General features: G+C 50.8%; 11 protein-coding genes and 1 pseudogene. 2 read left to right on the top strand and 10 right to left on the bottom strand.

The genetic code is table 11. The annotated features are described in order from the left end of the window. Positions 1-75: 75 nt before the first annotated feature. The 5 genes and pseudogenes from G548_RS0106510 to G548_RS0106495 form a co-directional block, all read right to left on the bottom strand. The gene (locus G548_RS0106510) at positions 76-1,206 is read right to left on the bottom strand and encodes an NAD(P)/FAD-dependent oxidoreductase (RefSeq protein WP_022793348.1); all 1,131 of its coding nucleotides are present in this window, start codon (positions 1,204-1,206) and stop codon (positions 76-78) included. Between the two features lie 166 nt (positions 1,207-1,372). Continuing rightward, positions 1,373-1,479: pseudogene (locus G548_RS19705) on the bottom strand (family 1 glycosylhydrolase); the annotation flags it as partial. A 31-nt stretch (positions 1,480-1,510) separates the two neighbouring features. Continuing rightward, positions 1,511-3,028 (bottom strand): succinyl-CoA:acetate CoA-transferase ScpC, encoded by a 1,518-nt coding sequence (scpC, locus tag G548_RS0106505; protein ID WP_022793347.1) that lies wholly within the window; start codon positions 3,026-3,028, stop codon positions 1,511-1,513. A 110-nt stretch (positions 3,029-3,138) separates the two neighbouring features. Then, on the bottom strand, positions 3,139-3,789 hold the full coding sequence (locus G548_RS0106500; protein WP_022793346.1) for a LytTR family DNA-binding domain-containing protein: 651 nt from the start codon (positions 3,787-3,789) through the stop codon (positions 3,139-3,141). A 111-nt stretch (positions 3,790-3,900) separates the two neighbouring features. After that, complete coding sequence (locus G548_RS0106495; protein ID WP_022793345.1) at positions 3,901-5,049, bottom strand: M14 family metallopeptidase; 1,149 nt, start codon at positions 5,047-5,049, stop codon at positions 3,901-3,903. 102 nt (positions 5,050-5,151) lie between these two features. Between G548_RS0106495 and G548_RS0106490 the strand changes: the two genes are divergently transcribed. After that, the gene (locus tag G548_RS0106490) at positions 5,152-5,778 is read left to right on the top strand and encodes a uracil-DNA glycosylase (RefSeq protein WP_022793344.1); all 627 of its coding nucleotides are present in this window, start codon (positions 5,152-5,154) and stop codon (positions 5,776-5,778) included. A gap of 46 nt (positions 5,779-5,824) precedes the next feature. On the opposite strand, the gene G548_RS0106485 is transcribed toward G548_RS0106490, so the two are convergent. The 5 genes from G548_RS0106485 to G548_RS0106465 form a co-directional block, all read right to left on the bottom strand. Further along, on the bottom strand, positions 5,825-6,424 hold the full coding sequence (locus G548_RS0106485) for a short chain dehydrogenase (protein WP_022793343.1): 600 nt from the start codon (positions 6,422-6,424) through the stop codon (positions 5,825-5,827). A gap of 82 nt (positions 6,425-6,506) precedes the next feature. Next, the gene (locus G548_RS0106480) at positions 6,507-7,946 is read right to left on the bottom strand and encodes a glycoside hydrolase family 32 protein (protein ID WP_022793342.1); all 1,440 of its coding nucleotides are present in this window, start codon (positions 7,944-7,946) and stop codon (positions 6,507-6,509) included. A 10-nt stretch (positions 7,947-7,956) separates the two neighbouring features. Further along, positions 7,957-9,393, bottom strand: coding sequence for a sucrose-specific PTS transporter subunit IIBC (locus G548_RS17490; protein WP_022793341.1), 1,437 nt, complete (start codon positions 9,391-9,393; stop codon positions 7,957-7,959). 207 nt (positions 9,394-9,600) lie between these two features. Then, complete coding sequence (locus G548_RS0106470) at positions 9,601-10,437, bottom strand: PRD domain-containing protein (RefSeq protein WP_022793340.1); 837 nt, start codon at positions 10,435-10,437, stop codon at positions 9,601-9,603. A 142-nt stretch (positions 10,438-10,579) separates the two neighbouring features. Next, positions 10,580-11,698 (bottom strand): glycerol dehydrogenase, encoded by a 1,119-nt coding sequence (locus G548_RS0106465; RefSeq protein WP_022793339.1) that lies wholly within the window; start codon positions 11,696-11,698, stop codon positions 10,580-10,582. A 155-nt stretch (positions 11,699-11,853) separates the two neighbouring features. Here G548_RS0106465 and G548_RS0106460 point away from each other — a divergent pair, with 155 nt between their 5' ends. Further along, positions 11,854-12,363 (top strand): sigma-70 family RNA polymerase sigma factor, encoded by a 510-nt coding sequence (locus G548_RS0106460; protein WP_022793338.1) that lies wholly within the window; start codon positions 11,854-11,856, stop codon positions 12,361-12,363. Positions 12,364-12,394: the final 31 nt, after the last annotated feature.

The raw sequence follows: 12,394 nt of genomic DNA, 5'->3' as shown, positions 1-12,394 counted from the left end.
TCGTGGGAATGTGAATTCCAATGACAATTTATTTTAATACCGGAAACCTTTTCAAAAACCGCAGCCCGTTCACCATCAGTATCCAGTTAGGTCAGGCTCTGTTTTTCTGTCCACGGATTCGATGTTCTGAATAATATCGGATACTGCATATGATGCAATCGCGGGAGAGGCAGTTACCCCCGGCGAGTCCAGCCCGGCCAGATGAATCAGACGCGCATGCTTCTCCGATGGCTGGATATAGAAATCCGGGTCGGTAATGCTCGATCGGATACCGGCGTAGTGGCGCTCTGTGAGTTCATAAGGAATTCCTGTTGCAAGCATGTTGACTTCGTTTTGAATCTGCTCCATCCCTTCTTTTGTCGGAAGAGCGAAGCGGAAGCTGTTTTGTTTTATATCTGTAGGACCGAGCCGAATCGTTCCGTCTGGCTGTGGAATGATCAGGATACCCTTCGTCCGGCTTGTCGGCGGTGGATAGATAATATGATTAATAAATCCTGAAGCCTGTTTTCCAAGCACCATATATTCCCCGCGCCTCGGCACCGGTTCAAACGGCACTTCGTCCTCAATCATACCGGCAATAAATCCAGCAGCTGCACCTGCCGCGTTGATTACAAATCTGCTTTGAAAAACTTTCCCATCTGTTGTTTCTACTTCAAATCCATTTTCCGATCTCCGCAGATCCACGATTTCAGTGTTCACATAGATCTCCGCCCCATTGCGGCTGGCATTGGAGGCAAGCCGGTCTGTAAGCACAGCAGTATCTGCACTCATGGCTTCCGGCATAAAAAGGCCGCCTTTGAGCTCTGGGTGCAGGTTTGGCTCTCGCTCGAGCATCTCTTCGCGACTTAACATTGTAATTGTGTGAACGCCTTCTGCCTCGCTCTGCCGCTTCAGCCAGTGTAGTTTTCCAAGCTCTTCATCGGTGCGTGCCGTCGCGATCGCTCCGTGTTGAAAAACAGGCACATCAAAGCGTTCCGCCAGTATCCGGTGAAGACGGCTTCCGTTTCTGCCAAGCTCAGACTTCATTTTCCCTTTAGCAGCGGGCATCATTGCAGGGGGATGCACAAGCGCGCTGTTATGCGTCGACTGGACCCCGGAGAGCGTACGTCCTTTTTCCAGAACCGCCGTTCGTCCCCGGTAATGGGAAAGTTCATGTGCGAGCGCCGTACCAACAATACCGCCACCGATAATCAAAAAATCAATCATCTGCCTCACTCCTCTTTTGGAAGCTTATTCGCGTTGCCGAAAAACAAGTTATACGCTTATTCTATCCGTGGCGAAAAACAAATGGCAACTTATCTGTCTTTACAGGAGCAAAAACTAAAGCCGGAGCATCCGCCCCGGCTTTAGCCAAATGAATGATATCTTATTTTTAGAGCTCTTCCCCGTTCGTCTGAATCACGTTCTGGTACCAGTAGAAGCTGTCTTTTTGCTGCGCTTGTTGGATCCCTGGCCGTAATCGTCCCGATCCACGTATACAAAGCGGATGCTTAGGCTTCATTTCCTGACTTTAGATTTTCGTTGCAGCCTCCCGCATCGTTCCTTCCCTCTGCATCTGCACGTGCCAGGAAAGGGCCTCTTCCAGCAGATGCGGCGTCTGGCCGCCGGCTTCTTCACAGGCGCGTTGGAAATAGCTCCACAGCTGCTCCCGGTAAAGCGGATGCGCGCAGTTCTGAATAACTTCTGCAGCCCTCTCCCGCGGGGCAAGTCCCCGGAGGTCGGCATAGCCCTGCTCTGTTACGAGAATATCAACATCGTGCTCCGTATGATCCACATGGGAAACAAACGGTACTACGCTGGAAATATCGCCGTTTTTAGCAATTGATTTAGTTACGAAAATAGCTGTGCGCCCGTTGCGGGCGAAGTCGCCGGAGCCGCCAATGCCGTTCATCATATTCGTGCCATTTACATGAGTCGAATTAACATTACCGTAAATATCTGCTTCGAGGGCCGTATTAATGGAAATCAGGCCGAGGCGCCGGATGATTTCCGGGTGATTGGACAATTCCTGCGGACGCAGGACCAACTGATCCCGGTAATCTTCAAGCTTCGGAAATACTTCGTTCATCTTCTCCCCGGAAAGAGTAATCGAACAGCCGGAAGCAAACCGGACTTTGCCAGCGTCCATCAGATCAAACACGGCGTCCTGAAGCACCTCGGAGTACACCTCCAGATTCGTGAATTCCGAATCCAGCAGCCCGTGAAACACAGCGTTTGCTACTGTGCCGATGCCGGACTGCAGCGGTGGAAGCTCTTTTTCAGCATTTCCGCGTCCGTGTTCATCCTTCAAAAAATCGATAAGGTGTCTGGCCATCGCCTTTGTTGTTTCATCCGGACTGGTGACGGTGGACGGCGAATCCAATTCATTCGTGATGATGATGCCCTGGATTTTTTCCGGATCCACAGGTATGGCAGTGGTGCCAATCCGGTCCTCTACGTCCCTTAGTGGGATCGGACCTCTCTCTCCCTGCCGGCCCATATGGTAAATGTCGTGCATTCCTTCCAGTTCGGCAGGCTGGGCCGTGTTCAGTTCCACAATAATCATATCAGCCTCTTCTGCAAAGACCGCCGAATTGCCTACTGAAGTGGAAGGCACGAGCCATCCTTCTTCGGTGATTGCCACTGCTTCTATGATCGCAGCATCAATGTGGTTCAGCGACCGGTGGCGCACGCCTTCTGCAGTGTGGGACAGATGCTGGTCAATAAACGAAATATTACCCTGGTTGATCTCTTCGCGCATCCGCTGGTCCACCTGGAAAGGTAATCGCTTACAAACAATGCCGGCATCAGCCATGATCTGGTCCGTATCCGAACCGAGCGAAGCACCAGTATAAACGTCAAGGCAGAAATCTTCATGCTTCGCTTTTTCCACGAGAGCCCCGGGCAAGGCTTTTACATCTCCTGCACGTGTAAACCCGCTCAGACCCACGGTCATTCCATCCTTAATCCACCCTGCTGCTGTTTCACTATCCACAATACGTTCCTTCAGATCGTTGTGCCGGAGCACCTGCTGGAGTTTATTGTTCACGGTAAACCCTCATTTCTTTTTGTACAGCGTAGCAGGATGTGTCATAAGATTCTTTCAATTATGCACAAACGACCGGTATTTATGAATAAACCAGCATATATGCGGATGAATTAGAACTGCAGCCGCCACCGGAAGCTGCTTGCATACGTCTGTCCGACCGGCACCCGGGAACCTTCCTCCATAATGAGCGTAAAGGTGGAATGCGAATCCGGCTGAATGTCCCGGATTTTGTTTATATTCACGATGAATGAACGGTGACAGCGGATGAACGTCTCCTCCGGTAGCAGCCACTCCAGCTGATGCAACGTAAATTTGTTTGTGCCCCTGCCCTCGTTCGTCTGCATCCATGTTTTCCGGTCATATGCTTCCAGATAGGAAACGTCGTTGTAGGGAACAGGTTTCCAGCCATTTTCATGCTGCATCGTCAATATTTTGAGTTCTCCCGGGGCTTCGCCTGGCACAGTAATTGCGGTTAAACAGCCTACGAGTTCATTTTTTTGAATAATTGGCACCGACGTTCCGTAGTATGGGACGCCGAATACGTGACTGCTCACATGACGGGATGTTTTCTTTTTCCCGACCAGAGAATGATAGCTGACCGTATCCTGCACTACCCTGTCGCCCGGGGTAATAGACAGGTCGACCGACCGGCTCGGCTTGTAGTAGATGAACGCCTCTGTACTCGCAGCAGCGAATGAGGTCTCCTTTGGAAATAATTTCTTAAAGCTGTCGATTAACGGCGCAATGGATGAGCTGTCCATGCTCTTCCTCCTTTTTTTGAAAAATGACCTTCTCCCTATTATACGGTCATTTGCTGCCACAAAAGATTCTGTTTTCGAATAAGCTTCATGCCCTGCTTCTATTTCCCCCGATTATTTTTTAACGAGCTGCACCCCAGCTTCTTTTTCAAGCACGAGATCAAAGCCTGCTTTGCCCTTCTTCAGCACGGCCTGTCTCCAGCTTTCTTCGGGCGGGTCGAACAGCTGATGAAATTCCTTCTGCAGTTCACGGGCGTCTGCTTCTTTTTTCGCCCCGTACCAGTAGTACTGGTTTTCATGCACGACAATATCGAGCGCCCTCATCTGGTCAGGCAGCCGGTTGCCGATCGTGCCAAACTCAAGCAGGCAGGAGAAGATATATTTTTCCGGATGCCTCTGGCTGTAGACGTCCTTTACGTATTCTGCATCCTCGCCTTTAATCTCCCTCACCTCCGTTTTTTGCACATCGTTTACCTCAGGGTGCCCGAACTTTTTTTGAAGCTCTTTTTCCTTACGCGGGTCTGAATGCGGCACCTGCAGCCACAGCTGTTCAGCAGGCCCCAGCCCGGTATGAATGTCAATATGGACGACCGTTTCATACTCCTTTACCCATTCATCCATGCGTGACAATAGCTTTTCCACCGGCTCTTCATAAGCTGCACCGCCGTAAAAAATACCGGTCGGGTACTGGTACTGCCCCATCGTTGCCGCTTTTTCCAGGCCGGAGACACCGCGCTTAAATACCTTTGCCCCGAGAGCGCCCAGCAGATCGCGGCGCTGTTTTTTCCAGCTTTTGACCGGCCCCTCCGGTACGAAGTGCTTCTTTTCTTTTTCGAAACGCTCGTTCAGTGAAGCGGGCACGCTGCTCCAATCTTTAATAAAGTTACGGTTCAGGTCCACGTTGTTTTCACTCACCCGCCGCCGGTTTTTCATTCCCCACGGATTCACAGCATGCACAAGGCGTATCCCGGTAGTATTCGGATTCAGCTGCGTCAGATATTCATCAATAAACAGCTGCAGAAGCGCCGAACCGGCATATCCTTCAATTCCGTGTACGCCGGTGGTGACTACAATCAGCGTGCTTGAATGGTATTTGGCGTCTGCTGCAATAATATCGGTCGTGTTATCTTTTTCCGGCTTTCCGACAGCATACTGGGTCAGCGAGGCCTCCGGCCAGACTGCCGCTACATCAGTGCTTCTTTTCCGAAAGGCTCTTCTTGCTTCTTCGTACGTCGGAAAAAAATATTGATGGGATGATTTCATTTCGCTTCCTCCCTCCTCAAAATTAGTCTTACGCTCATTATTCCTCGCCATTTCGGGTACAAACCTATTAGAGACAAAGAAACTACAAAAAGGATGATAACTATGCAGCTGCCTGATTCTTTAGTACAACTCGCCAACGAACGTATTGAACCATTCGACTGTGAAGGATTTCTGCCGGGCGCCGGGCCGGCGGACGCCACGATCATGTTTGTCGGGGAAGCTCCGGGCGAAACCGAAATTCATAATGGCATCCCCTTCAGCGGCAGGGCAGGAGTCATTTTTGATTCGTACCTCGATGACTTGAACATCAAGCGGGGTGATATTTATGTTACAAGCGCTGTGCGCAGCCGGCCGTTCAAATGGGGCCAGACCAAAGCCGGTGTGCGCCGGAAATACAATCGCACACCGAACCAGAAAGAAATTCAGGCCCATGCGCCCGTGCTTGATTACGAAATCTCTCATGTGCAGCCGCAGTGGCTCGTGCCGATGGGGAAAATCGCCTACCAGCGGCTGCTCGGGAAAAGCCCCCGACTTGGCGATGTGACCGGAAGAATTCAGACCTCTCCGGTACAGCAGTGGGATGAAGAAGCCAGCTCGTACATCTGGACGAAGGAAAATTACAATATTTTTCCGATCTATCATCCAGCCGCGATTCTATATAACCGGAGCCTCGAACAGACAATGAAGGACTACCTGAATACACTCGCCACTCACGCGCTTCATGCCTAAAAAAGCTCCGGAACACAGGCTTTCACCTGCGTTCCGGAGCTTTGTATTAATAGACTTCGTACGTCTGGCCGGTTTGTTGGCCTTCGACACTTTTTTGGTATGCAAGGGCAACTTTATCTCCCGGCACAGGGTCAAAGCCGCGGAAAAAGCCGCCAAGCTTTTCTGCCGATTCGGCCAGCAGGTTCGGACTGATGTTATTAATCCGGATCCCTCTTGGCAGTTCAATAGCAGCAGAGGTGACGAAGCCTTTCACGGCTCCGTTTGCCATTGCAGCGGACGTTCCCTGAGGAATCGGATCGTCCATCATGATGCCGGATGTAAGCGTGAAGCTGCCACCGTCATTTACGTATGGAATTCCGAGCAGCACCAGGTTGATCTGGCCCTTCATTTTACTGTTGATCGCCGTCTGGTTCTTTTCCGGAGTCAGCTCGGTAAGCGGTGCAAAGCCGGCACTCCCGGAGGCTGTAATAACTGCATCCACGCGGCCGGTGGATTCATACATTTGGCGGATACTGTCTTCATCCGTAATGTCCACCTGCACGTCCCGGCCGTTCCGCCCGGCACAAAGAATGTCGTGCTCGTCCCTTAAGCGTTCGTATACTGCACTTCCGATCGTTCCTGAAGCTCCAACTAACAATATGCGCATGAAAATCTTCCTTTCTGTCTCCAAAATTCTCTACGCTGTATTGTTCCACTTTTTACCGGCTTACAAACACCAGCACGTTCCATCACGCCCATTGCAGAGGACGGAGCTTCCACGCGTCGACATGAAAAACGGCTGGCTCCTCTGCTGAAAATTGGAGCTCTCCTGCTCCCAGCGCCGGAAACAGGCGGGAGGTAGAAACGTATTCTCCGTCGTTTACGAAAACTTCTGCCGAAGAGCAGTCAAACAGGCAGCGAAGCGAACGCACATCGTTTACCCGGCTGGTTCGTCGCACCGGCTCGCCGGTGACCAGATCCGGCCGCTCAAAGGTAAGCGTCTGGCCGCCGGCCTCATAGAAAATATGAAAATAGCGGCGCCAGGAGACGGTCCAGCTTTTATCTTTCTCCACCTCCAGATAAACCTCTGCCGTTGGGGCATTCCATGACTGCCACACCAGCGCCTCATCATCCACAGCAACGACCGCCGAAGCGTGCTCCCCCCGAAGCTGCCGGTACTCTTCAATCGGCTGCTGATGCAGATGTCCGTTTTGCATCGTCAGCTCCCGGGGGACCGTCAGACAGTGAACCCAGCCATCGGCAATCGTCGGATGCGCCTGTTCCTGCTGGTCCGGGACGCCCATCCAGCCAATCAGCAGACGCCGGTCCTGTTCATCCAGAAACGTTTGCGGGGCGTAAAATTCAAAGCCCAGGTCCATTTCACGAAACTCCCCGTGGGAAAACGTACCCGTTTCCGGGGAGAATTTGCCGGAAAAAATGCCGGTCTGATATTGGTTCTGATACCGGGCCGCTTCTGCTTCAAGCCCCTGCGGAGACACGAGCAGCACCCGGGAGCCGCCCAGCTCGAAAAAGTCCGGGCATTCCCACATATAGCCAAAGGAAGCGCTAAGCGTAACGTCCTTTCCGGCGAGCGGCCCGAGAAATTCCCATTCCCGCAGGTCCGCCGAGCGGTACAAGAGCACCTGCCCTTCCAGATCGTGACGCTGGGCACCGATGACAAGCCACCACATCCCGGCTTCAAACCATATCTTTGGATCGCGGACGTGAGCGGTATAGCCTTCCGGTTGATAAATCACCGGGCCGTGCTTTTCAAACTCCACTCCGTCGCTTGAAACCGCAAGACACTGATAGCTCGTCCGGTTCCCGTGTTCATCCTTGACGTTGCCTGTATAAAACAAATACAAAAGACCCTCATGTGCTACCGCGCTGCCGGAGTAGCAGCCGTTTTTCTCAAAATCGTGCACCGGTGCGAGCGCCGGGGGCAGAAGCTCCCAATGGACCCAGTCCCGGGTCGCCGCATGCCCCCACCATTTGCTGCCGTGACCGGTATGAAACGGCATCCACTGGTAAAACACATGGTTCACTCCCTGCCACTGCACAAGCCCGTTCGGATCATTCATCAACCCTGCAGGTGGCATCAGGTGAAACTGCTGTCGAAAGGGGCCTGCCGCTTCGATTGTTTGTATTATTTGCTCTGCTTCTTTTCGAAGAGCCTGCTCCTCTTTCATCGCTTCCTCCTTATACAGCTTTTTCTTCGCTGTCTTTTTCTGTTTTTGTTTCTTCTTTCTTCGGCTGTTCTTCTTCCTGCCAGCCGAGCAGCCACGCTGCCGTAAACGCGCCGCCCACAGCGACCAGTATACCGATGGCATAATTAATCGGGTCGTTTGCGATCGCAAACATCGGCAGCCCGGTCACCCCGATACCGTTCGCTGTAACATTGGTAATTGTTACGTACGCCCCGCCGAGAGCGCCGCCAATAGCAGCTCCGATAAACGGACGGCGGTAGCGGAGGTTCACCCCGAAAATGACTGGCTCCGTGATACCGAGAAAAGCTGCAAAGGCCGAAGGCCCGGCGATTTCTTTCATTTTTTTACTTTTCGTTTTTACCCAAACAGCGAGCCCGGCGCCGCCCTGGGCCACGTTGGCCATCGCCCAAATAGGTAGCAGGTAGTTAAAGCCGATCTGGCCGAGAATTTCTGCCTCGATCGCGTGAAAACTGTGGTGTACACCGGTTAGAACGATCAGCGAATACAGGCCGCCAAAAACGAGACCGGCAAAACCGGCACCGGAATCATATAAAAACGACAGCGATGTGGTTACACCTTCACCGAGCAGACGGCCAAGCGGACCTACAACCATCAGTGCTACAAAGCCGGTGGTCATGATCGTTAAAAATGGTGTCACAAGCAGGTCTACCATGTTTGGAACAACCTTACGGAACAGCTTTTCGAGCCAGCACATCACATACACTGTAAGCAGTACCGGAATAACCGTTCCCTGATAGCCGAGCAGTTCAATATTCATGCCGGCAAAATTGAGCATCTCCGGCTCGACGCCGCCCTCCTGAAGTCCCCACGGATTCAAAAGAGTCGGGTGAGTCATAATCCCGCCGACCACAGCTCCTAAATAAGTGTTTCCGCCGAATTCACGTGCAGCGCTGTAGCCAATCAAAATTGGGAGAATAATAAAGGCGGCCGAGGAGAACATATCCAGCAGAATATACAGGGAGCTGTCTCCATCCGCCCACCCGAACCGGTTCATTAGATTCAGCAGCCCCATCAGCATACCAGCTGCAACAATGGCTGGAATAATCGGTACAAAAATATTGGAAAGTACTTTCGCAAATCGTGATACCGGATTCATTTTCTTTTTTACAGCTTCATTATGATCCATTTGTTTTTGTTTATGCTCTGCGGACTCGTCATCAAGACCAATTTCCTCGGCAAATGGCTGAAATACCTTATTGACTGTACCGGTTCCGAAGATAATCTGAAACTGGCCGGAGCTGGAAAAGGCTCCTTTTACGCCTTCCAAATCTTCAATTTCCTGCTTATTGATTTTACTTTCATCGTCAATAACCAGCCGGAGCCTTGTGGCGCAGTGACTGGCACTGATGATATTATCTTTTCCGCCAAGGAGCGGCACCAGTTCTTTTGCTATTTGTTTATGATCCATCAGGAAACTCCCTCCCCCAAACTAACGGAAGCTGTTTTTAGACATAAAAAAGACCCAAAACGAGAAGGGTAAACGTGTGCCTAGGATACACGTGTCCTGTTCTCATTTTGGGTCTTGCCTGCTCGAAGCAGTAACAACTCCCGATATGTGTAATGTACGAAAAGTATACAAAAAGAAAAGATTCATGTCAACGCTTTCTTTTCATTTCTATGAAATCGACTGGTTCGATAAAATGCGCTGAATATGAAGCGCAATATAGCCAATTTCCGGCAGAGGAAACGGCAGTCCCGCCTCCTGTTTAACATAATCAGCCAGCTCGTATGCAACAGCATAGGCCTTTTCATATTTCGTCTGGATCAGCTCGAGCATCTCAGGGTCCATGTCATCAAACACTTTTCCGTCCTCTGCTCTTGAGAGTGCGAAGTTTAAATGAACGACGAGCCGGTGATACGACATACCACGGTCCGCAAGCTCGAGTCCGGCACGGTCTTCCACGATTTGAATCAGCTCCTGGATCAGTGAGGTTCTGTGCATCGTCTCCTCCATTGATCCGGTCTGCAGCTTCGCCGTATGCAGATGCAGCGCAATATGCCCTGCTTCATCCTCTGGCAGCTCGACCCCCAGATCTTTTTTGATCTTCTGAATGGCCCAGACGCCGATACTGTACTCCTCTTGATAAAGAGCCTTAATTTCATGAAGCAGCTTATTTTCTATGGTAAACCCCTGCTTAATACGTTCGAGTGCAAACGCCAGGTGATCGATGATGGAAATATGAATGTGATCGCTGAGCGGCAGATGCATTTCCCCTTCCGCGTAGCTGATAATTTCTTCCCCAACTTCAATAACTTCAATTGGAAGAGTCTTCAAAAGCTGCTCAAATTTTGGCGTCTCTTCCTCCATGCTGAAAATCTTTTCTATTTTCTTCTGGTTAACAGGGTCATTTTTGCCTTTTTGAAATCCGACCCCCGGTCCGAAAATGATCTTCTCCCGGTCTCCGTGATGGACGACTACTGCATTGTTGTTCAGTACACGCAGGATCTTCATGCACCGGCCTCCTTTCCTTCGATACTATATCACCCTCCGGCCGATATTTCACGCGGAAGTATATACGTCTTTCCTGGAAAAGATAACACAAAAAGCCGCCGGGCGTATAACCTGGCGGCTTTCGTGAACGGGCAGATGAATGCTATTTCAGGCCGTGCTCTTTTTTGTACGCTTTCGCGTACTGATCGGCTGCCTGCATGGCGCTTACCACGTCATAAGGCGTCAGCGCAAACGGCATATTATGGCTGCTTTCTCCTTCGGTTAAGGCCGCTTCTGCCACTTTCATCAATTCATCCTCCGAGGCGTCTCCAAGATGCAGATCCTCAAGCGTGATCGGCAGCTCCAGGCGGTAATACAGATCCACATATTTTTCGAATTCCTCTTTCGAACGGTTCTCAAGCGTCAGCTGGCTCAGGGTGCCAAAGGCTACTTTTTCCCCGTGCGTCATGTGGTGCACCTCTCCGTCGAGAACAGTAAATCCGTTGTGAATCGCATGCGCAAGCGCAAGACCGCCACTTTCAAACCCGAGGCCACTCAGAAGCGTATTGGCTTCGACAATCTGCTCAAGAGCATGGGTGACAATCTGTCTTTTGTTGGACTCATAGGCGAGGAGGCCATACTGAAACAGCGTTTCTTCACATTTTTCCGCGATCGCGGCGCCGGCTATCGTGGAAAGCCCACCGGACATGGCGTTGGCGTTCGCCTGAATCGCCATACGCGCTTCCACCCATGTAGCCATCGCATCCGCAATGCCGGAAGCAAGAAAACGCGGCGGAGCGCCGGCGATGATTTTGGAATCCATCACGATTAAATCCGGATTTTTCGAATAAAAACGGTACGATTCAAACACGCCTTCATCTGAATAAATGACGGACAGAGCGCTCGTTGGGGCGTCTGTGGAAGCCGTTGTCGGAACAATGACACAATAGGCATCCGGAATCTGATCACGTACTCCTTTTGCTGTATCGAGCGTCTTACCGCCACCTACAGCAACGATCATTTCTGCCCCAGCCGATTTGGCTTCTTCCGTAATACGGTTAATTTCTGCGGTGGAGGCTTCGCCGTTAAAGGTGATGTTTACAGCGTCGATGCTCTGCTGCTTGAGGCTGTCGACTACTCGATTGCCGGCCAGATCCCATACAAATTCGTCTGCGATCACAATTGCTTTACTTCCCATTTCTTTAACATAGGTTCCTACTTCGTCAACAACGTCGACGCCCTGTACATACTTATTCGGACTGATAAATACTTTGTTTCCCATTTCTATCCCTCCCGCTTTAATTTTCTATTCTTTATTCCTATTCCCCTGTGTATAATTTTTATTCAACTAATAATAGGAACAAATGTTCTTATAAAGGTTGTCATTTTTTACAGAAGATGTCTTTTATACGTACAACCTAAAAGGAGGCATCCATATTGACGGCGACCTTTCATCAGCAAAAGCTCATCCAGCATTTCTTTGAGTCCTCGGACCATCAATATTTTTTGGAGCATGGATATACAGACAAGCTCGATGAAGCCTTCCGTGCCTTTTTCCTCGATGTGAAAAAGCGGGTCTTCATGCAGAAAACAATTTACTGGGCAGCGGTCCACTATGATAAACGGGAAAGGAAGCACCGGGACCGGTTTCCGCTTGCTGTGGATACAGAGGAGGACACGTCTCAGGCGCTCGTTCCGGCTGTTGCTTTCACAGATCAGGCCCGGAGCTTTTCCCATGATCTCGCCGGACATATTGAAGACCCGGGGCTTTACGATGTTATTCAACAGCGGCCGGAAAAGGAACAAGCGGTATTATATGCCTTGTTTGTTGAAGGATCGACAACGGCGGAGACAGCCCGGGCGATGAACGTCTCCCAGCAGGCCGTTTCTAAAATCAAGCAAAAATCCCTTCGCGTCTTAAAAACTCATCTGGAAAACTGTCATTGATGAGCAATTTAAGTTTTTTCCTGTCATCATT

The organism is Marinococcus halotolerans DSM 16375, assembly GCF_000420725.1.
In the GTDB taxonomy this organism is placed as follows: Bacteria; Bacillota; Bacilli; order Bacillales; family Marinococcaceae; genus Marinococcus; species Marinococcus halotolerans.
This window is presented reverse-complemented; position numbering and strand designations above follow the sequence as displayed.

What these genes read in the sequence shown, in the direction of transcription:
- G548_RS0106510 (WP_022793348.1), bottom strand. Translation starts at nt 1,206, where the DNA reads ATGATTGATTTTTTGATTATCGGTGGCGGTATTGTTGGTACGGCGCTC.
- G548_RS0106500 (WP_022793346.1), bottom strand. Translation starts at nt 3,789, where the DNA reads ATGGACAGCTCATCCATTGCGCCGTTAATCGACAGCTTTAAGAAATTA.
- G548_RS0106495 (WP_022793345.1), bottom strand. Translation starts at nt 5,049, where the DNA reads ATGAAATCATCCCATCAATATTTTTTTCCGACGTACGAAGAAGCAAGA.
- G548_RS0106490 (WP_022793344.1), top strand. Translation starts at nt 5,152, where the DNA reads ATGCAGCTGCCTGATTCTTTAGTACAACTCGCCAACGAACGTATTGAA.
- G548_RS0106485 (WP_022793343.1), bottom strand. Translation starts at nt 6,424, where the DNA reads ATGCGCATATTGTTAGTTGGAGCTTCAGGAACGATCGGAAGTGCAGTA.
- G548_RS0106480 (WP_022793342.1), bottom strand. Translation starts at nt 7,946, where the DNA reads ATGAAAGAGGAGCAGGCTCTTCGAAAAGAAGCAGAGCAAATAATACAA.
- G548_RS17490 (WP_022793341.1), bottom strand. Translation starts at nt 9,393, where the DNA reads ATGGATCATAAACAAATAGCAAAAGAACTGGTGCCGCTCCTTGGCGGA.
- G548_RS0106470 (WP_022793340.1), bottom strand. Translation starts at nt 10,437, where the DNA reads ATGAAGATCCTGCGTGTACTGAACAACAATGCAGTAGTCGTCCATCAC.
- G548_RS0106465 (WP_022793339.1), bottom strand. Translation starts at nt 11,698, where the DNA reads ATGGGAAACAAAGTATTTATCAGTCCGAATAAGTATGTACAGGGCGTC.